We start from the raw sequence: 18,785 nt of genomic DNA on the forward strand, positions 1-18,785 counted from the left end.
CCCGCCCCCGCACCCGTCGCCGACGAGGAGACACATGAACGTTCTGCTGTGGCACCTGCACGGCTCCTGGACGACGTCGTTCGTCCACGGGAGACACCGCTACCTGGTGCCGGTCACGCCCGACCGCGGCCCGTACGGGCTGGGTCGGGCCCGGACGTACGGCTGGCCGGCGAACGCCGTCGAGGTGACGCCGCAGGAACTGGGTACGGCGGAGGTGGACCTGGTCATCCTGCAACGACCCGAGGAGCTGGAGCTGGCCGAGCAGTGGCTGGGCCGCCGCCCCGGCCGGGACCTGCCGGCGATCTACGTCGAGCACAACACCCCGAAGGGCGACGTGCCGAACACCCGCCACCCGATGGCCGACCGGGACGACCTGCTGCTCGCCCACGTCACCCACTTCAACGAGCTGTTCTGGGACAACAGCGGCACCCGCACCGCCGTCGTCGAGCACGGCATCGTGCCGCCGAAGGTGGAGTGGACCGGCGACCTCGACCGGCTCGCGGTGGTCACCAACGAGCCGGTACGCCGCTGGCGGGTCACCGGCACCGACCTGATGCCGCGCTTCGCGGCGGTCGCCCCGCTGGACGTCTTCGGCATGGGGGTGGCCGGACTGCCCGAGGCGCTCGCCGCGGCCGGCGCCCCGGGGATCCCGGTGACCGGCCACGACGACCTGCCGCAGGACCGGATGCACGCCGAGGTGGCCCGGCGGCGGGCGTACCTGCACCTGTGCCGGTGGACCTCGCTCGGGCTGAGCCTGATCGAGGCGATGACCGTCGGCATGCCGGTGATCGCGCTGGCCTCCACCGAGGCGGTGGACGCCGTGCCGCCCGACGCCGGGGTGCTCTCCACCCGGGTGGACACGCTGGTCGAGGCGGCCCGCTGGCTCGCCGAGGACCGCGACGCGGCGTACCGGCTGGGGGCGCGGGCGCGCGAGGTGACGAAGGAACGGTTCGGGCTCGACCGGTTCCTCGCGGACTGGGATCGGCTGATGGAGGAGGAGACATGCGCATCGCGATGATTTCGGAGCACGCCAGCCCGCTCGCCGCGCTCGGCGAGGAGGACGCCGGCGGCCAGAACACGCACGTGGCGGAGCTCGCGGCCGCGCTGGTCGGCGCGGGTCACGACGTGCGCGTCTACACCCGCCGCGACTCCACTGCCCTGCCCGAATCGGTGTCCACCCCGGACGGCTATCAGGTGTGCCACGTGCCGGCCGGACCGGCCCGCCGGGTGCCCAAGGACCAACTGCTGCCGTACATGGGCGAGTTCGGCAGCTGGCTGGCCGACACCTGGCGGCGCGGCGACTGGCTCCCGGACGTGGCGCACGCGCACTTCTGGATGAGCGGGCTGGCCACCGTGCACGCCGGCCGCCGCACCGGGGTGCCGACCGTGCTGACGTACCACGCGCTCGGCACGGTCAAGCGCCGGCACCAGGGGGCGAAGGACACCAGTCCACCAGGGCGGGCCGGCTACGAGCGGGCGCTCGGGCGGGCCGTCGACCGGGTGATCGTGCAGTGCGAGGACGAGGTCCGGGAGCTGGTCCGGATGGGCGTGCCCCGGTCCCGGATGGCGCTGGTCCCGTCGGGCGTCAACCTGGCGGTCTTCCGCCCGGACGGGCCGGTCGCCCCGCGCGACCCGGCCCGCCCTCGCATCCTCACCGTCGGCCGGATGGTCGAGCGCAAGGGCTTCCTGGAGGTGGTCCGCGCGCTGCCGGCGGTGCCGGACGCCGAGTGCGTGGTGGTCGGCGGCCCGCCCGCCGACCTGCTCCCCGCCGACTCGTTCGCCCGGCGGCTGTCCGCACTGGCCGAGTCGTGCGGCGTCGCCGACCGGGTCAAGCTGATCGGCTCGGTGCCGCGCGAGGAGATGGGCGCCTGGTACCGCTCGGCGGACGTGCTGGTCGCCGCCCCGTGGTACGAACCGTTCGGACTCACTCCCCTCGAGGGGATGGCCTGCGGCGTGCCGGTGGTCGGCACCAACGTCGGCGGCATCGCCGACACCGTCGTCGACGGGCTCACCGGGGACCTGGTCCCGCCGCGCGACCCCCGCGCGCTCGGCACCGCGATCCGCCGGCTCCTCACCGACAAGGTCCGCCGCTTCGCGTACGCCACGGCGGCGCTGGACCGGATCCGCAGCCGGTACTCGTGGAAGCGCTGCGCCGAGCAGCTCGGCGCGGTCTACGCCACGCTGGCCACGGTGGCCCGGCCCGCTCCGGCGGTGGCCTGATGACCCACCGCGACGTCGTCGACGCGCACCTGGCCGGGCTGGCCGCGGCGCTGCTGCCGTACCGCCGGGAGGCGGAGCGGCTGGCCGACTGGGGCACCGAACTGACCTGGACGCTGGCCCGGGGCGGCCGGCTGCTGGTGGCCGGCAACGGCGGCAGCGCCGCCGAGGCCCAGCACCTCACCGCCGAACTGGTCGGCAAGCTCCGCGACGACCGCGAACCCCTGTCGGCCATCGCCCTGCACGCCGAAACCTCCGCCCTCACCGCCATCGGCAACGACTACGGCTACCAGCAGGTCTTCGCCCGCCAGGTCCGCGCCCACGGCCGACCCGACGACATCCTCCTGCTCATGTCCACCAGCGGCACCAGCGACAACCTCCTCACCGCCGCCCACGCCGCACACGACACCGGACTGCGCTGCTGGGCCTTCACCGGCCCCGCACCGAATCCACTGGCCGAACTGTGCCACGACGTGCTCGCCGTGCCGTCCCCGGACAGCCAGGTGGTGCAGGAGCTGCACCTGGTCGCCACCCACCTGCTCTGCGCGTACGTCGACCAGGCGCTCCCGCTGATCCGGCAGCTCCCGACCGCCGCCGTGCCGGTGAGCCGGGCGGCCACGGCCGGCCGGTGGGCACCCCCGTCGGTCCCGCGGCCGGCCGCCCCGCTCCCGGACCGGGACCGCCTGGGCATCCACGGGCAGCCGAGCAACGGGCACGCCCCGAACGGGCGGGCCACCGAGGGGGTGCAGTCGTGAGCGGGCCCCTGGTCGTGGTCGGGGACTCGCTGCTGGACCGGGATGTGACCGGCGCGGTCGGCCGGATCTGCCCGGACGCCCCGGTACCCGTGTTCGACGAGCGCTCGGCCACCGACCGGCCGGGTGGGGCCGGGCTGGCGGCACTGCTCGCCGCCGCGCAGGACAGCGAGGTCGCACTGGTCACCGCGCTCGCCGACGACGCCGGCGGGGCCCGGCTGGCCGAGCTGCTGGCCGCGGCCGGAGTGGAGGTCTACCCGATGCACCTGCCCGGCCCCACCGCCGAGAAGATCCGGCTGCGGGCCGGCGGGCAGACCCTGCTCCGGCTGGACCGGGGCGGCGACCCGCAACCGCCCCGCGAGCCGTCGGAGGCGGTGCGGGAGCTGCTGACCCGGGCCCGGGCCATCCTGGTCAGCGACTACGGTCGCGGGCTGCTCCGGCAGCCGACGCTGCGGGCGGCGCTCGCCGAGGCGACCGCCCCGCTGGTCTGGGATCCGCACCCACGCGGCCCGGCCGCGGTGCCCGGGGCCCGGCTGACCACGCCGAACGTCGCCGAGCTGCGGCAGCTCACCGGCGACGCGGGGGCCGGCTCGGCGCTCTCCACCGCCACCCGGGCCGGGCACGAGCTGCGCCGCCGCTGGCGCGCCGGGGCGGTCGCGGTGACCATGGGTGCGGAGGGCGCGGTGCTGTGCCACTCGGGCAGCGCCCCGCTGGTCGTCCCGCCACCGTCCAGCCTGGACCGCGTGGAGGACACCTGCGGCGCCGGGGACCGGTTCGCCGCCACCGCCACCCTCGCGCTGGGCGACGGCGCACCGGTCGCCGAGGCGGTCGGCGCGGCGGTCGCCGCCGCGTCCGCGTACGTGGCCGCGGGCGGGGCCGCCGGCCTGCACCGCGAGGCGGCGGAGCCGCGTCCCACGCTGGCCGCGGCCCGCACCGCCGAGGAGCTGGTGGCGAAGGTACGCGCCGACGGCGGCACGGTGGTGGCCACCGGCGGCTGTTTCGACATCCTGCACGCCGGGCACGTGGCCACCCTCCAGGCGGCCCGCCGCCTCGGCGACTGCCTGGTGGTCTGCCTCAACTCCGACCGGAGCGTACGCGGGCTGAAGGGCCCCGAGCGTCCGGTGAACCCGCAGGCGGACCGGGCCCGGCTGCTTGCCGCGCTGGACTGCGTCGACGCGGTGGTGGTCTTCGACGAGCCCACCCCGCACCAGGTGCTGGCCCGGCTGCGCCCCGCCGTCTGGGTCAAGGGCGGTGACTACGCCAGGGACGGCGCTGCGGAGCTGCCCGAGGCCGACCTGGTCCAGCGCTGGGGCGGGAAGGTCGTCACCGTCCCCTACCTGGCCGGACGGTCCACCACCGGCACCATCTCCGCCGCGCGCAAGCGCGGCCTCCACCTAGTCAAGGGAGCCGTATGAGCAGGGATCTGAACGGCAGGGCGGTCCTCGTCACCGGCGGGTCGAGCGGGCTCGGCGCGGCGGTGGTGACCGCCGTGGCCAAGGCCGGTGGGCGGCCGTACGTGCTGGACCGGCAAGCGCCGGCCGACGGGGTGCCCTGGGTCGAGTGCGACCTGGCCGACACCCGCGCCGCCGAGGCGGCCACCCGGCAGCTCGCCGACCAGGCCGGCGGCCTGGACGGGGTGGTCACCGCCGCGGGCATGGACGTGCCGGGCCGGTTGGCCGACATCGACGGTGCGACCTGGGACCGGATCGTGACGATCAACCTGCTCGGCACGGCAGCGGTCATCCGGGCGGCCCTGCCGCACCTGGAGCCGGCGCACGGCACCGTGGTCACGGTGGCGTCCACGCTGGGCGTCAAGGCGGTCAGCGACGCCACCGCCTACTGCGCGGCGAAGTTCGGGGTGGTCGGCTTCACCCGGGCGCTCGCCGCCGAGCTGGCCGGGAAGGTCGGCGTCACGCTGCTCATCCCGGGTGGCATGCGGACGGCGTTCTTCGACAACCGGGACGAGCGGTACAAGCCCGGTCCGGAGGCGATCCTCAACGACCCGGCCGACACCGCCGAGGCGGTCATGTTCGCCCTGGCCCAGCCGCCCGGCTGCGCCGTGCGGGAGCTGGTGGTCTGCGCCGAGCAGGAGTCGTCGTACCCGTGATCCTCGTGCTGCGGGCGCTCGGCGTCGGCGACCTCGCCACCGGGGTGCCGGCGCTGCGGGCGCTGCGGGCCGCGTACCCCGGGGAGGAGCTGGCTTTGGTGACGCCGCGCTGGCTGACCCCGCTGGTCGAGCTGGTCGGCGGCGTGGACCGGCTGGTGGAGGCGGACGGGCTGGGCCACCTGGCGTGGTCCGGCCCGCGGCCCGCGCTGGCGGTCAACCTGCACGGCCGGGGCCCGCAGTCGCACCGGATGGTGGCCGCGACCCGGCCGTGCCGGCTGCTCGCGTTTGCCAACGCCGAGGCCGGCCATGTCGGGCCGCCGTGGCGGGCCGACGAGCACGAGGTGGACCGGTGGTGCCGGATGCTGGCCTGGTACGGCATTCCGGCCGACCGCGCCGACCTGGCGCTGCGCCGCCCCGGGCCGGGCCGGCTGCCCACCGGGGTGAGCATCGTCCACCCGGGAGCGAAGGCCAGCGTTCGGCGCTGGCCGGCGGACCGCTTCGCGGCGGTGGCCCGGGAGCTGACCGGGTGGGGCCACCGGGTGGTGGTGACCGGCAACCCGGGCGAGCGGGCCGTCGCCGAAGAGGTGGCCCGCCGGGCCGGGCTGCCGGCCGACGCGGTGCTGGCCGGGGAGACCGACCTGGCCGAGCTGGCCGCGCTGGTGGCTCACGCCCGCCTGGTGGTCAGCGGCGACACCGGCGTCGGTCACCTGGCCACCGCCTATGCGACCCCGTCGGTGCTGCTCTTCGGCCCGGTCCCGCCCGCGCAGTGGGGGCCGCCGCCGGACCGGCCGTGGCACCAGGCGCTCTGGGTGGGGCCCCGGTCGGCCGGCGACGGCACGGCCGTGCACCCGGCGCTGGCCGAGCTGGACGTGCCGGCCGTGCTGGCCGCCGTGGAGCGGGTGGCGGCCGCCGCCCGGCCGCGGGTGGCGCCGGCCCCGGTACCGCTCCCCCGCTGCCGGCCGGCGTCGCCGACTCGCGACGGCACCGAACCGGCCCCCATTGCTACCCGCCGGTAGCTTGCCGTCGTACGCTGAGCCGGTGAGCGGGGACTACGCCCAGGAGTTCGTCGACGTCGACGGGGCGCGGATCGGCGTCCAGGTCTACCCGGAGCCCGACGGGCCGCCGGGAGCGCCGGTGGTGGTGATCTGGCCGGCGATGGGCGTCCGGGCCCGGTACTACCGCCCGTTCGCCGCCGCGCTGCGCGGCGCGGGTCTCGCCGTGGTCGTGGTGGACCTGCGGGGCACCGGTGAGAGCACCCCGGTGCCCGCCCGCACCTGCCGGTACGGCTACGCCGAACTGGCCGCGGACGTCGGCGCGGTGCTCGACGCGCTCAAGCCCCGGCTGGACGGGCGGACCCGGCTGCTGCTCGGGCACTCCCTCGGCGGGCAGGTCGCGGTGCTGCACCAGGCCCTGCACGAGGCGGACCGGGTGGACGGGCTGGCCCTGGTCGCGGTCGGCGTGCCCTGGTGGCGCGGGTACCCGGGGCTGCGGGGCTGGGGCGTGTTGCCGTACACCCAGGGGATCGCGGCGGTGGCCCGGCTGGTCGGCGTCTGGCCCGGCTGGGGGTTCGGCGGCCGGCAGGCGCACGGGGTGATCCGGGACTGGGCGTACACCGCCCGGACCGGGCGGTTCCCGGTGCTCGACGGGGTCGACGTCGAGGCAGCGATCCGGGCGGTCCGCACGCCGGTGCTCGCGATCAGCGTGGACGACGACCAGTACACCCCGCACGAGACGCTGGACCACCTCTGCGCCAAGCTCGCCGGCGCGCCGCTGACCCGGCACCGCTTCACCGTCGCCGAGGCGGGCGCCCCGCTGGACCACTTCACCTGGGTACGCGCCGCCACCCCGCTGGCCGCCCGGGTGGCCGCCTTCGCCGCCGGCCTGCCGCCCCGCTGAGCCCGCCGGCCGAGGCTCGTCTCCGGAACCGGACACCCGGCGCGAAAGCGGGCCGCGACCTGGGAATTCGCACAGAATCCCGGGCGCGTAGTCCACTGGAAGTTGGGTATCCGGCACCGCCCGAACACGGAGGGGGATCAGATGTCCGAACGGCACACGGCGTTGCGATCGATGCACGATCTGGGCCTGGCGGCCTGGTTCGGCGGCTCACTGATGGGCGCGCTCGGTGTGAACGGCGCGGCGGCACGGATCGACGACGCGACACAACGGCTGCCGGTGGCCTCGGCCGGCTGGGCGCGCTGGACCCCGATCAACGCGGCGGCGATCGGCGCCCACCTGGCCGGCGCGGTCGGCGAACTGGTCACCGAGAGCCCGCGGGTGGCCGCGCAGGCCGGGGTGGCCAAGATGAGCGCCGTGAAGACCGCGCTGACGGTCGGCGCGCTGGCGGTGACCGGCTACAGCCGACTGCTCGGCATGAAGCTGGAGAAGGCGGGCGCGCCGCCCGTCGAAGGGGCCACCGAGCCGAGCTACCAGACGCCCGCCAACATCGCCTCCTGCCAGCGGCAGATGAAGCTGCTCCAGTGGGCGATCCCGGCGCTGACCGGCGCGCTGGTGGTGGTGACCGCCTACATGGGCGAGCAGCAGAAGCCGGGCCAGATGTTCCGGGGCATGCTCGCGCGGGCCGGCGGGCTGGCGATGGCCCCGAAGGCCATCGGGAAGATGGCCGGGATGGGCCCGGGCCCGAGGACCATCGGGAAGATGGCCGCGATGGGCCCGGGCCCGAGGACCATCGGGAAGATGGCCGCGATGGGCCCGGGGCCGAAGACCATCGGCAAGGTCCTCGCGATGGGTGCGGCCACCCGCCACCTGGTCCCGACCGGACGCTGAGCCGCCGGGCGGCCGGCGGTCCACAACGGGGTGGGCGGCCGGCCGCCCGGCGTATCCGCACGACAGATCCGGGCGGCGCGGCATGACCGGGCGGACGGCGGGCAATCAGCGCGGGCACGGAGACCAGCCAGGTGAGGTGGCCATGACCAGCAGGAACCGACCGGGGACGGGCAAGGGGCGCGGGCCGGAGTCGACCGCGCCGTGGGGTACCACCGACGGCTATGACGCCGATCCGCCCTGGGGCGCGGACGAGGACGCGCCGATGGACGAGGGCAGCGAGGAGAACGCGGTCCCGGAGGGGCGCCGCGGGGAGCGCCGCGCGGCGGGCGCCGGGCCGGGCGGCCCCAAGGCGGGGCGGCACGGATTCGGGTCGGTGGAGCCCACCCGGACCGGGCCGGCCGGACCCGACGCGCCGCCGGACCCGGCGCCGTCCGGGCGTACCTTCCCCGACGACAGCGCCGAGGGGGATCTGGCGGACAACGCGCTGGAGGAGGCCACCGGCATGCACCCCGAGGGGTTCCGCCGGCGCGGCTGACCGCCCCGCGCGGCGCCGCGGTCAGGCGCCGGCCGGCTGGCCCGCGACCGCCACGCCCAGCAGTTCCGCGAGCCGGGCGGCGTCGCGCTGGGCCTGGTCTCCGCAGCAGTTGTTCATCAGCACGTGCAGCTCGGCGCACTGGTCGGCCAGCTCGCGCAGCAGCTCCGACCACCGCCGCAGTTCCGCCGCGCCGTAGGCGTATCGGAACTTCTCCTGCTTGTCACCGCTCGCCCAGGCGGCGCTGTGCCCGTGGAACCGGACCACCGCGAGGTCCGCGGTGGCGGTCAGGATCGGCGGCACCGACGACGGGTGCCCCTGCGGCATGTCCACGCAGACGTAGCTCAGCCCGTGCTCGCGCAGGAAGGTCACCGTGTCGACCACCGCGTCGTCGGTGAACCAGGAGGAGTGTCGCAGCTCGACACCGACCCGCCAGGGCCGGCACCGTCGGGCGGCGTCGACGATCCGCCGCTTGGCGGCGTCGCCCCGGGTCAGCCAGGGCGGGAACTGGAGCAGCACGGCGCCGAGCCGGTCGGCCGCCGCGATCGGCGCCAGCGCCGCGTGGAACCGGTGCCACAGCTCGTCGTACGCCCCGGCCGAGAGGTCGCGCCAGCGGATCCGGCTCGATCCGCCGGCCGGCCGCAGCTCGGCCGGCAGCGCCGCGACCGGGGTGTGGTGGCCGGTGAACAGGCGGAACGCCTTGACGTCGAAGGTGAAGCCGGGCGGGGTGGCGTTGACCCAGCCCGCGGCGGTCTCGGGCAGTGGGATCGCGTAGTGGGAGGTGTCCACCTCCACCAACGGGAACCGCTCCGCGTAGAAGCCGAGCCGCCCGGCCGGGGTGTTGACCGCGCGGGGGTACCAGCCCGAGCGGATCAGCATCTGGTCGGCCCACGAGGACGTGCCCACCTTAATGACACCCATGTCATTCAGTGCACCGCCAACCGCCGGGATCGGCAACCCGAGGCGGTCCGGAGTGGAGGCGGGAAACTGTCGGTGCCGGCTCGTACGGTGTAGGCGTCCTCAACCGAAAGGCGGGCGCATGAGCGTTTCCGAGCACGTCCTCACCGGCGAGCGGGCCGATCTGCTCGCCAGCCTGCGCCGGCACCGCGGGTTCCTGCGGCAGACGGTCCAGGGCCTGACCGACGAGCAGGCGGCGACCCGCAGCACCGTGAGCGAGCTGTGCCTCGGCGGCCTGATCAAGCATGTGGCGACTGTGGAGGAGCGGTGGCTGCGCTTCGCCGTGGGCGGCGCCGAGGCGATGGAGCGCGAGCCGATCGACTGGGTCGGGCAGTTCCGGATGGGCGACGGCGAGACCCTGGCCGGGCTGCTCGCCGAGTTCGAGCGGGTGGCCGCCGAGACCGACGAGCTGGTCGCCACGCTCGACCTGGACGCCGCCCAGCCGCTCCCGTCCGCCCCCTGGTTCGAGCCCGGGGCGAGCTGGTCGGTGCGCCAGGTGTTGCTGCACGTCATCGCCGAGACCGCGCAGCACGCCGGGCACGCCGACATCATCCGCGAGTCGATCGACGGGGCGAAGACGATGGGCTGACCGCAGGCGGCGTGACGGATCTCACCGACGTTTCGGGCGGTCCGGGCAGGTCCCGATGTGACGTCACCAGGGGTGGCGGCGCTGAGGGACACGAGATGAACGCACACCGCATGGACCAGGAGACCGCCGAGCGCCTGCTCGGCGGTCCCACCGTCGACGCGCAGGACGGTCCGGAGGTGCTCGTCCAACTCCTCGCCGCCGTCCGCGCCGCGCCCCACCCGCACGAACTCAGCGGGGAGGGGGCCGCCCTGCAGGCGTTCCGGATGGCGCGCGCCGGATCAGTGCCGGCGGCCGCCCGTCCCGAGCGACGGTTGCTGACCAGCCTGCTCGCCGCGAAACTCGCGCTGGCCGCCCTGCTCGCGGCGGGCACCGGCGGGGTGGCCCTGGCCGCCGTCACCGGGGCGTTGCCGGGCCCGTTCGGCACCGGCGGGGCGACCACGACGCCGAGCGGCGGCGACGACCGCCCCTCGTCGACCGGTGACCCGGGCGGCTCCCCCACCCCGGCCGCTCCGACGGCCCGCCCGGGCAGCCTGGCCGCGCTGGCCGAGCTCTGCACCGCCTACCGGGCCCAGCCGGGCGAGGACCGGCGCGGGTCGCTGGAGACTCCGCGCTTCGCCGACCTGGTCGCGGCCGCCGGCGGGCGGGAGAAGGTTCCGGGTTACTGCAACCAACTGCTCGACGGGCGGGGCTCGCCGGGCGGCCCGAACCCAGGCCCGACGAAGCGGCCCCAGACGACCAGAGGACCCGATCGCCCGCCGTCCGCACCTGCCGGCACCGTCGCGCCGACCACCCGTCCGGCCGGTCCCACGGTGAACCGGCCGGCCACGGTCGGCCCGTCCCCGCGCTGAACCGGCCCGGCGAGTCGCCGGCCGGCACGCGTCCGGGCTCGCCCCGGTCGCCTAACGGGCGAGCGGGCGGCTGTCGCGCCGCCCGCCGGCCGATGTCGGCACGCCGCGATCCGGGGCCGCGGGCGAACCGGGATCGCGTCGAGCGCAGCTCCGGCCTCGCCGGACGCGCGTCGGCCGTGCCGGCCCGGGCGGGTCGGCACGGCCGAGGCGGGACCGTCAGAAGGTGGCCACGTTCAGCAGCTTCTCCTGGATGCCGTCCGGGTCGCCGGCCGGCCAGCTGTAGTTGGTCGTACCGGCCGACTGGAGGGCCGACTTGACGGCGCTCGGCGTGGCCGTCGGGTGGGTCGCCTTGTAGAGGGCGGCGCCACCGGCGACGTGCGGGCTGGCCATCGAGGTGCCCGAGATGGTGTTGTAGCCGCCGCCCTTCCACGTCGAGTAGATGCAGACGCCCGGGGCCATCAGGTCGACGTCGGCGCCGTAGTTGGAGAAGTCGGCGATCGTGTCGTCCACGTCGCTGCGGCAGGTGGCCGCCGCGCCGCCACCGGGCAGGCCGTTGAAGTCGGCCAGCGCGGAGACGGTGATGACCTCGTCGTACGCGGCCGGCACGTGGTTGGCGGCGTTGTCGGTCTCGTTGCCGGCGGCCACGACGTAGGTCACGCCGGCCGCGACCGACCTGCAGATCGCCTCGTGCATGGCGTCCTTGTTGCTGCCGCAGGCGCTGTCGGAGCCGGAGCCGCCGAGGCTCATGTTGGCGACCTCGATCTCGCTGGCGTGCGCGGTCACGTAGTCGATGCCGCAGATGATGTCGGAGAAGGTCCCGCTGCCGGCGTTGTTGAGCACGCGGACCGGCCAGACCCGGGCCCCCGGCGCCATCCCGACCGCGCCGATGCCGTTGTCCAGCGCGCCGATGGTGCCGGCGACGTGCGAGCCGTGGCCGTTGCCGTCGTTGGCGCTGTTGCCGGTGGAGCAGTTCTTCGCTCCGGCGGTGTAGACGTTCAGGTCGGGGTGGGTGAGGTCGATGCCGGTGTCGATGACCGCCACGTCCACGTTGACCCGTTCGTCGGTGCCGTTGATCCGGGCGGTCGGGCTCAGCTCGGCGTCGGCCCGGTTGATGCCGGTCGGCGTGGTCTGGGCCGAGGCCGTCGCCACCCCGTCGGGCTGGACGAAGAGCACTCGGGAGTCGCGGGCGATGCGGGTGGCCGCGGTGGCGCTCATCCGGGCCGAGTAGCCGCGCAGCGCGTGCTCGTAGACGTGGCCGACGATGGCGCCGTTGGCCCTGGCCTGCTCGGCCGCGACCGACGCCGAGTTGGCGTCGGCACGGAGGACGACGATGTAGCCGCTCTCCACCTCGGCGCGCGGGGCGGCGGTGGCGCCGGTCGCCGAAGCGGCGACGACGATGCCGGTCAGCATCGCGACGCCCAGTGTCTTGCGCATGGGGGTTCCTCTCCACGTGCGGTTGGGGCGGTTGGCCCACGCCGAGGCTGGCGCAACCGGCAACCCCGGACCAGAGGCCGCAGCCATTCGTTATTGGAAATATATAAATTGCTACAAAATGCCGCACAACGACTGGCCCGGCGTCGGAAACGCCAGGTCGGACGGGCGGCACGCCGCTCCTGCCGGGTTATCGCGACCGGCCCGCGCGGCGTTTCACCACACCCCTTGGCGGTACGACCAGCGCCCGATACCGTCGAGCCAGCCACAGCGGAAGGGCCTCGTTGACCTCGATGGACACACCGGATCCTGACCTGGTACGGCGGGCCGTGGCCGGCGATCCCGCCGCCGTCGGCCGGGTACTCACCCAGATCAGGCCGATCGCGGTGCGATACAGCCTCGCCCGCCTGGGGCACGTGGGCGCCGGCGGCGCCACGGCGGAGGACGTGGCCCAGGAGGTCTGCCTCGCGGTGCTACGCGCGTTGCCCCGCTTCACCGACCAGGGCCGCCCCTTCCTGGCCTTCGTGTACGGCATCGCCGCCCGCAAGGTGGCCGACGCCTGCCGAGCCGCGCGCCGGGATCTGACCGAGAGCGTGGCCGACCTGCCCGACACCCCCGACCCGGCCCCCGGGCCGGAACCACGCGCCCTCACCGCCGATCTGGGCGCCCGCCTCTCCCACCTGCTGGCCCAGTTGCCGGCCACCCACCGGGAGATCCTGGTGCTCCGCCTGGCCGTCGGCATGACGGCCGACGAGGTCGGTACGGTGCTCGGCATGACCGGTGGTGCGGTACGCCTGGCGCAGCACCGCGCGTTGACCCGGCTGCGCTCCCTGGCCGGTGACTCGCTGACGGGGGTGTTCCAGTGAACGACGACGGCGCCGCGCCCCCGCCCGAGGACCCGGTGCTGCGGGACGACGAACTGCTCGACGCGCTGCGTCATGGCACGCCGCCGCCGGCCGATGACCCGGTGGCCACCCTCCTGGCCGGCTGGCACGCCGCGATCGAGCGGCGTGCCGCCCGGTTTGAGGCCACCTCGTGGCCGACCGCCGACGGGCGACGGACGAGCGACCTCGCGGCCCCGCTGCCGGACCCCGATCCGACGGCCCTCCACTCCGCAGCGCGGGACGCCGACGCCGCTCCCCCGCCGCAGGGCGGGTCGCCCACCGCGACGGTCCGGTCACGGCCGACCCGGCAGGGCGCCGGGCGTACGCCGCGCCGGCGGGGACGGGTGCTGGCCGGGGCGGCCCTGACCCTGGTGACGCTGACCGCCGGCGTCTGGCTGGGCGCCGCCCGGGCCGAGCCCGACGAGTTGCTCTGGCCGGTCACCGAGCTGGTCTGGACCGAGCGGGCCCAATCGCTGGTCGCCGAGCGCGAGATCGACCGGCTGCTGGACCAGGCCCGCCGCGACCTGGGCGCCGGCCGGTACGCCGAGGCCCGCGCCGACCTGGAACGAGCCGGTGCCCTCCTCGCCGACCTGGGCGACGACCAGCGGGCCGCCCGGCTCCGATCCGGCATCGAAGACCTGTGGCAGCGGCTGCCGGCACCGGACGCGCCGGTGAGCCAGGCGCCGCCGCCCGAGCCCGGCGCCCCGGTGGCCTCGCCGTCGCCCGGCCCCGATCAGGCCGAGGAAGGGGCCGCCCCGCCGTCCGGCGTCGAAACCGCCCCGGCGGCCGCGGAGCCGACCCGCCCCGGGTCGCCCCTGCGACCCGACCTGCCGGACCGCACCGAGCCGACCTCACCCGGGACAGCCCCGGCCAGGACCGCGCCCACCGGCGAGCGGCCTGGTCATACCGCCCCGACAGCGGTCCGACCGGCCCCGGCGGCCCCCCGACGTGCCCCGAGGACGGCGGGGGCCGACGCGCCGGGTGGGCCGACGACGGCGGGGGCCGACGCGCCGGGTGGGCCGGCACGCAGCGGCGCCGGCGACGGCCGCTCGGCCGCCGACGAGCCCCCGGACCGCCCGGACACCGTCCGCTCCCGGACCCGCCCGGCCACCGTCGCGCCACCGGCGGACCCGGGACAGCCGTCCACGGCGCCGTAGGGCCGGCAGCGCGAGCCGGCGGGCGGCTCGCCCGGTGGCCGGCGGCAGGCCGGCTGGTAGCTTGCCCCGGTGACTCCGCGGCGCCGACCAGTGGCGATCCTCTTCCGCCTGGCCATCGTGGTGAGCGTGGTGGCCGGCATCGTGCTGACCGCGCTCGGCCCGGCCACGGTGACCGGGCTGCTGCCCTACTTCACCATCCAGAGCAACCTGGCGGTCGGTGTCTTCGCCGGGTACGCCGCCTGGCGTGCCTGGCAGGACCGTCCCGAGCCGCCGTCCGCGCTCAAGGGCGCCGTCACCCTCTACATCACCATCACCGGCACGGTCTACCACCTGGTGCTGGCCAACCCGGCCAGCCCGTTCGCGATGGTCCAGCCGGACCGGGAACCCGGCGAGTGGTGGGGCAACCAGTGCCTGCACACCATCGTGCCGCTGCTCGCGATCGCCGACTGGGCGCTGTTCGACCGGCGCGGCCGGCTCCGGCCCCGGTACGCGGCCTGGTGGCTGGCGTTCCCGGTGGCGTACCTCGGGTTCGCCCTGGTCCGCGGCCTGGTCGTGCACCGCTACCCGTACCCGTTCATCGACGCCGGGCAGCTCGGCTACGCCGGGGTCGGGCTCAGCTCGCTCTTCTTCGCGGTCGCGTTCTGGCTGCTCGGCCTCCTCTTCGTCGGGATCGACCGGGGCCTGGCCCGCCGGACCCGGTCCGTCCCGGCACCCACCGCCGATCCGCCCGCCGCGCCGGCGGAGACCACGGCCGGGCCCCGGTGAGCGACGGGGCTCGCGGCGGCGGTCAGCGGGCTGTCCGGGGCGGCTGAGCCGGCTCCGTGCCGGGGGCCGACCGGCGCGGGTGCCGGTGGGCGGCCTGCTCCCGGCCGTAGGCGTCGGCGTGACCCCAGCGGCCGGGCACGTCCAGCAGCTCGATCCGGCCGTATCCCGGCGGGACGGCCGGGTCCGCCACCAGGTTGTCGCCGCACGGGCGCAGCCCGAGCATGGTGGCGAGCAGCATGAGCAGCCCGCCGGAGGCCCACGCCTGGGGCCGGCCGGCGGCCGGGAGCTGGACCGGGTACTTGGTCACCTCGCGGGGATAGCCGGCGATCACCTCGGGCACCGAGCCGCCGAGGGTCTCCACCACGGCGAAGATGCCGGCCGCGATCGCCGCCGCCTGGGTGTCGTACCCGTAGCGGCGCAGGCCCGCCGCGATCAGCGAGTTGTCCGACGGCCAGACCGAGCCGAGGTGGGCGCCGACCGGGTTGTACGGGCGCTGCCCGGCGGCGTACGTGCGCACTCCCCAGCCGGAGAAGAGTTCCGGCCCGCACAGGTGCGCGGCGAGGGACTCGGCCCGCTCCGGCTCGACGATGCCGGTGAAGAGCAGGTGGCCGAGGCTTGAGGTGAGCGCGTCGACCGGTTCCCCCTCCGGGGTCAGCGCGAACGCGTAGTAGCCGCGGTCCGGCAGCCAGAAGTCCCGGTTGAACCGCTCACGCAGGCGCGCCGCGTCGGCCTCCAGCCGGTCGGCGTACGCGGGGTCGCCCCAGACCTCCCGGGCCAGCCGGGCGCCCCGGAGCTTCGCGTCGTACGCGTACCCCTGGAGTTCGCAGGTGGCCCGGGGGAAGGCGGGCTGGCGGCCGTGCCGGTCCACGACGGCGTCCGGCGAGTTGCGCCAGGTCTGGTTGGCCACCCCGTTGACGGTGTTGCGCGGCTGGTAGCGCAGGTAGCCGTCGCCGCACAGGTTGCCGTAGGTGTCCATCCAGTCCAGCGCCATCCGGGCCGGGTGGTGCAGCTGCCGCACCAGGTCGGTGTCGCCGGTCCAGCGCTCGTACTCGTCGAGCAGCACCACGAACAGCGGGGTGGTGTCGGCCGCGCCGTAGTAGAGCGCGGTGGGCTGCTCGCCGAACGCCGCCGCCTCGCCGTAGCGCAGCTCGGCGAGGATCTTCCCGGGCTCCTCGTCGTGATAGTCGTCAAGCTGTCCGCCTTGGAGCAGGGCGAGCAGGTGCAGCGTCGCCGGGGTCAGCTCGGGGGTGAACGGCAGGGTCTGCAGGCAGGTGATCATGGAGTCCCGGCCGTAGAGCGTCATCGCCCAGGGGAGGCCGCCCACCGGTACCCGTTCGCGGTACGACAGTGGCATGTACCGCAGCGCGGCCAGGTCGGTCAGCGCCTGCGTGTACGCCGACTCCAGGGATTCGCGGTCGGCGAGGAGCTGCGGGGCGTGGTCGAACCATCGGGCGAGGTCCTCGCGCATGTTCAGCTGGACGTACCGCCGGTGGGCTTCCAGGCTGGACCGCAGGTCCTGGCCGCGGGCGCCGTGGATGATCATGACGACGTGCAGGTCCGCGTGCCACTCGCCGTTCGGCGCGACCCGGATCCGGAAGGTCATCCCGTGCTGGTCCACCTCCACCGGTTCGGTGCTGGTGACCCGGGTCTCCCGGACGAACCGTTCCCGTCGGTAGCACAGCCGCAGCTCGCGGTGGGCCGAGTCGGCGCTGACCGTCGGCCGGCGCGGCCCGGGGCGGCGGATCTCGGAGGTGTCCGCGAAGTCGCTGCCGATCTCCATACGGAGCGTGAACTCGGCCGGCTCCGCCGAGTGGTTGAGCACGATGAGCCGCTCGTTGAAGCTGTCGTCGATGGAGCGGTGCCGGATCACCGACACGTCGGCGTCGACGTAGTGGCTGGCGGTGCCGGGGACCAGCACGAACCGGGTCTCGAAGGAGGCCAGTTCGTCCCGGGACAGCGTGTGCATCCGCTGCCCGTCGAGGGTGAGCACCCAGCGGGACAAGAAGCGGGTGTCGAACGAGATGAGGCCGATCGGGGCGTACGGGTTGACCTCCATGTCGCCCTGCGCGTCGCTCATGGCGAAGGAGTTGCCGGCGACGACGTGGAACAGCTCCTGCTTCATCGGCCGCCCCCGCCGCAGCCCGCCGCGCGGGGATCGCGGGCCCCGGACGGGCCCGGGAACAGCCGGCGCAGCGTCAGCAGCAGCCGCAGGTTGCCCTGCACCGTGAGGTCGTTGCGCAGCAGCGCCGCCGCCGGGTGCAGCCGGCCCTCGGCCATCCGGTCGAAGACCTCCCGGTCGGCCCGGACCACCAGTTCGGCATCCTCGGCGGAGCGGGTCACCCGGACGTCCTGGTGCTCGATGGTCAGATACCAGTGTTCGGTCTGCCCACCGTCGCGCAGGTCGAGCCGGAGGCTGCCGGCCGTGCTCGCCGGCAGGTCAGGGTGCCGGCCGGCCACCCGCCGCTCCAGGTGCTGCACCGCCGCGCTGGCCATCGGTTCCCCCCGTCTCCGGTCGTCCCCGCAGGATCCCCGCCACGAAGGTGAGTCCAACTCACCCGATCCGGGTGAGCGGCGAGGCACGCCGCTCGCCCACGCCGCGCCGGCCCGGGCGGCGGTCAACCCCGCTGGATGAGCCCGCGCACGTAGGCGGCCTGCCCGGCGTGCTGGAGGTCGTCCGCCAACAGGCTGATCAGCCGCACGCCGAGGGTGACCGGCGGGTCCCAGTTCGGGTCGACCACCCGGTCGAGGTCGGCCGGGCGCAGTCCGCGCAGGTACGCCAGCGTCCGGTCCACCACCGCCCGGTGGTAGTCGACGAGCACCCGCCCGTCCTCCGGCCGGACGGCGGCGATCTGTTCGGAACCGTGCCCGAAGCCGGTGTCGTCCGGGTCGGCGGTCAGCCCGCACCGGCCCGCCCAGTCGCCGCCGACCCAGAGCTGCTTCTCCCCCAGCACGTCGGCCACCCCGTGGTCCTGGATCCGGGTCAGGTGCCAGACCAGCCAGCCCACCGGGTTCGCCCCGGCCGCCGGCGCCTGCCGGAGCTGCTCCGGGCTCAGCCCCTCGACCGCCGACTCCACCAGTTCGGGCAGCCGGCCGTACGCCTCAATCAACAGGTCGTTCACGTCCACGGGACCACGCTCCTCCACGGGTTGGTGCCACCCTGCGCAGTACCGCCCACCGGGCCGGACAAACCTCACCTTAGGCTGATCATGTGGTCGCGGCGCTGGAGCTGTACCTGGACACCGATGCCACCCGGCGGATCCGGGTGCTCTGGGACGCGTTGGAGTCCGAGGGCGTACAAAGCATGAAGTCGCTGCTGGAGCAGCGGCACCGCCCGCACGTCTCGCTCGCGGTGGCCGCCCGCTTCGATCCGGAACGGGTCGCCGAGGCGCTCACCGGGATGGTGGTCGCGGCCCCGCTGCGGCTGGAGTTCCAGCATGCCGGCCAGTTCGTCGGGCGGGTGCTCTGGCTCGGACCGTCGCCCACGACCGAGCTGCTGGCCCACCACGCCCAGGTGCACCACCGGCTGGCCCGGGCCGGCATCGACCTGGTCGAGCACTACCAGCCGGGGCGCTGGGTGCCGCACTGCACGCTCTCCATGCGGGTGCCGAACGCGCTGATGGCCGCGGCGGTGCGCCGCTGCCTGGAGGTGCTGCCGCTGACCGCCACCGTGGTCGGCGCCGCCATCACCGACCACGCCCGGGGCATCTCCCACCCGCTCCCCTGAGCCGCCGCGTGTCGCAGCGCCGGACCGCGCTCCGCCGG

Annotated in this window: 19 protein-coding genes and 1 pseudogene; 15 read left to right on the plus strand and 5 right to left on the minus strand. The window is 75.5% G+C overall.

Annotated elements, in window-relative coordinates:
- The first annotated feature begins 34 nt into the window (after nucleotides 1-34).
- The 9 genes and pseudogenes from Q2K19_RS01010 (at nucleotide 35) to Q2K19_RS01050 (ending at nucleotide 8,395) form a co-directional block, all read left to right on the plus strand.
- Nucleotides 35-1,018, plus strand: a complete 984-nt coding sequence (locus Q2K19_RS01010) for a glycosyltransferase (RefSeq protein WP_302766802.1) — start codon at nucleotides 35-37, stop codon at nucleotides 1,016-1,018.
- Entirely contained in the window at nucleotides 1,003-2,220 is a 1,218-nt protein-coding gene (locus Q2K19_RS01015; RefSeq protein WP_302766804.1) for a glycosyltransferase, read from the plus strand. Before Q2K19_RS01010 ends, Q2K19_RS01015 begins: the two co-directional genes overlap by 16 nt.
- Nucleotides 2,220-2,972 (plus strand): D-sedoheptulose-7-phosphate isomerase, encoded by a 753-nt coding sequence (locus Q2K19_RS01020; RefSeq protein ID WP_446839714.1) that lies wholly within the window; start codon nucleotides 2,220-2,222, stop codon nucleotides 2,970-2,972. The genes Q2K19_RS01015 and Q2K19_RS01020 overlap by 1 nt, the downstream gene beginning before the upstream one ends.
- Nucleotides 2,969-4,384, plus strand: coding sequence for a D-glycero-beta-D-manno-heptose 1-phosphate adenylyltransferase (gene rfaE2, locus Q2K19_RS01025; RefSeq protein WP_302766806.1), 1,416 nt, complete (start codon nucleotides 2,969-2,971; stop codon nucleotides 4,382-4,384). The genes Q2K19_RS01020 and rfaE2 overlap by 4 nt, the downstream gene beginning before the upstream one ends.
- Nucleotides 4,381-5,076, plus strand: coding sequence for an SDR family oxidoreductase (locus Q2K19_RS01030; protein ID WP_446839713.1), 696 nt, complete (start codon nucleotides 4,381-4,383; stop codon nucleotides 5,074-5,076). Before rfaE2 ends, Q2K19_RS01030 begins: the two co-directional genes overlap by 4 nt.
- Nucleotides 5,073-6,011 (plus strand): annotated as a pseudogene (locus tag Q2K19_RS01035) (glycosyltransferase family 9 protein); the annotation flags it as partial. The gene Q2K19_RS01030 and the pseudogene Q2K19_RS01035, both read left to right, overlap by 4 nt.
- A 103-nt stretch (nucleotides 6,012-6,114) precedes the next feature.
- The gene (locus Q2K19_RS01040; protein WP_302766808.1) at nucleotides 6,115-6,972 is read left to right on the plus strand and encodes an alpha/beta hydrolase family protein; all 858 of its coding nucleotides are present in this window, start codon (nucleotides 6,115-6,117) and stop codon (nucleotides 6,970-6,972) included.
- A 141-nt stretch (nucleotides 6,973-7,113) separates the two neighbouring features.
- Nucleotides 7,114-7,860, plus strand: coding sequence for a hypothetical protein (locus Q2K19_RS01045; protein ID WP_302766810.1), 747 nt, complete (start codon nucleotides 7,114-7,116; stop codon nucleotides 7,858-7,860).
- A 142-nt stretch (nucleotides 7,861-8,002) separates the two neighbouring features.
- The gene (locus Q2K19_RS01050) at nucleotides 8,003-8,395 is read left to right on the plus strand and encodes a hypothetical protein (RefSeq protein ID WP_302766811.1); all 393 of its coding nucleotides are present in this window, start codon (nucleotides 8,003-8,005) and stop codon (nucleotides 8,393-8,395) included.
- A 21-nt stretch (nucleotides 8,396-8,416) separates the two neighbouring features.
- On the opposite strand, the gene Q2K19_RS01055 is transcribed toward Q2K19_RS01050, so the two are convergent.
- Nucleotides 8,417-9,313, minus strand: a complete 897-nt coding sequence (locus Q2K19_RS01055) for a DUF72 domain-containing protein (RefSeq protein WP_302766813.1) — start codon at nucleotides 9,311-9,313, stop codon at nucleotides 8,417-8,419.
- Nucleotides 9,314-9,431: 118 nt separating this feature from the next.
- Between Q2K19_RS01055 and Q2K19_RS01060 the strand changes: the two genes are divergently transcribed.
- Both Q2K19_RS01060 and Q2K19_RS01065 read left to right on the plus strand, forming a co-directional pair.
- Nucleotides 9,432-9,938 (plus strand): DinB family protein, encoded by a 507-nt coding sequence (locus Q2K19_RS01060; protein ID WP_302766814.1) that lies wholly within the window; start codon nucleotides 9,432-9,434, stop codon nucleotides 9,936-9,938.
- Nucleotides 9,939-10,033: 95 nt separating this feature from the next.
- Nucleotides 10,034-10,786, plus strand: coding sequence for a hypothetical protein (locus Q2K19_RS01065; RefSeq protein WP_302766815.1), 753 nt, complete (start codon nucleotides 10,034-10,036; stop codon nucleotides 10,784-10,786).
- 216 nt (nucleotides 10,787-11,002) lie between these two features.
- Here Q2K19_RS01065 and Q2K19_RS01070 read toward each other — a convergent pair whose 3' ends face one another.
- Nucleotides 11,003-12,220, minus strand: a complete 1,218-nt coding sequence (locus Q2K19_RS01070; protein ID WP_302766817.1) for a S8 family peptidase — start codon at nucleotides 12,218-12,220, stop codon at nucleotides 11,003-11,005.
- A gap of 290 nt (nucleotides 12,221-12,510) precedes the next feature.
- Here Q2K19_RS01070 and shbA point away from each other — a divergent pair, with 290 nt between their 5' ends.
- The 3 genes from shbA to Q2K19_RS01085 all read left to right on the plus strand — a co-directional run bounded on the left by shbA (nucleotide 12,511) and on the right by Q2K19_RS01085 (nucleotide 15,023).
- Nucleotides 12,511-13,083, plus strand: coding sequence for an RNA polymerase sigma factor ShbA (shbA, locus tag Q2K19_RS01075; RefSeq protein ID WP_302766818.1), 573 nt, complete (start codon nucleotides 12,511-12,513; stop codon nucleotides 13,081-13,083).
- Nucleotides 13,080-14,258: a hypothetical protein gene (locus tag Q2K19_RS01080; protein ID WP_302766819.1), complete on the plus strand. Its 1,179-nt coding sequence runs from the start codon at nucleotides 13,080-13,082 to the stop codon at nucleotides 14,256-14,258. Before shbA ends, Q2K19_RS01080 begins: the two co-directional genes overlap by 4 nt.
- Nucleotides 14,259-14,327: 69 nt before the next feature.
- Nucleotides 14,328-15,023, plus strand: coding sequence for a Pr6Pr family membrane protein (locus Q2K19_RS01085; RefSeq protein WP_302766821.1), 696 nt, complete (start codon nucleotides 14,328-14,330; stop codon nucleotides 15,021-15,023).
- 22 nt (nucleotides 15,024-15,045) lie between these two features.
- Here the strand turns inward: Q2K19_RS01085 and Q2K19_RS01090 are convergent, their stop codons facing one another.
- From Q2K19_RS01090 to Q2K19_RS01100, 3 genes are all read right to left on the minus strand, one after another.
- Entirely contained in the window at nucleotides 15,046-17,145 is a 2,100-nt protein-coding gene (locus tag Q2K19_RS01090; protein WP_302766822.1) for an amylo-alpha-1,6-glucosidase, read from the minus strand.
- Nucleotides 17,142-17,516, minus strand: coding sequence for an SCP2 sterol-binding domain-containing protein (locus Q2K19_RS01095; RefSeq protein ID WP_302766823.1), 375 nt, complete (start codon nucleotides 17,514-17,516; stop codon nucleotides 17,142-17,144). Before Q2K19_RS01095 ends, Q2K19_RS01090 begins: the two co-directional genes overlap by 4 nt.
- A gap of 122 nt (nucleotides 17,517-17,638) precedes the next feature.
- Complete coding sequence (locus tag Q2K19_RS01100) at nucleotides 17,639-18,148, minus strand: mycothiol transferase (RefSeq protein ID WP_302766824.1); 510 nt, start codon at nucleotides 18,146-18,148, stop codon at nucleotides 17,639-17,641.
- Between the two features lie 83 nt (nucleotides 18,149-18,231).
- On the opposite strand from Q2K19_RS01100, the gene Q2K19_RS01105 reads away from it, so the two are divergent.
- On the plus strand, nucleotides 18,232-18,747 hold the full coding sequence (locus Q2K19_RS01105) for a 2'-5' RNA ligase family protein (RefSeq protein WP_302766826.1): 516 nt from the start codon (nucleotides 18,232-18,234) through the stop codon (nucleotides 18,745-18,747).
- The last annotated feature ends 38 nt before the right edge of the window (nucleotides 18,748-18,785 follow it).

This window comes from Micromonospora sp. NBRC 110009, from assembly GCF_030518795.1.
GTDB lineage: Bacteria > Actinomycetota > Actinomycetes > Mycobacteriales > Micromonosporaceae > Micromonospora.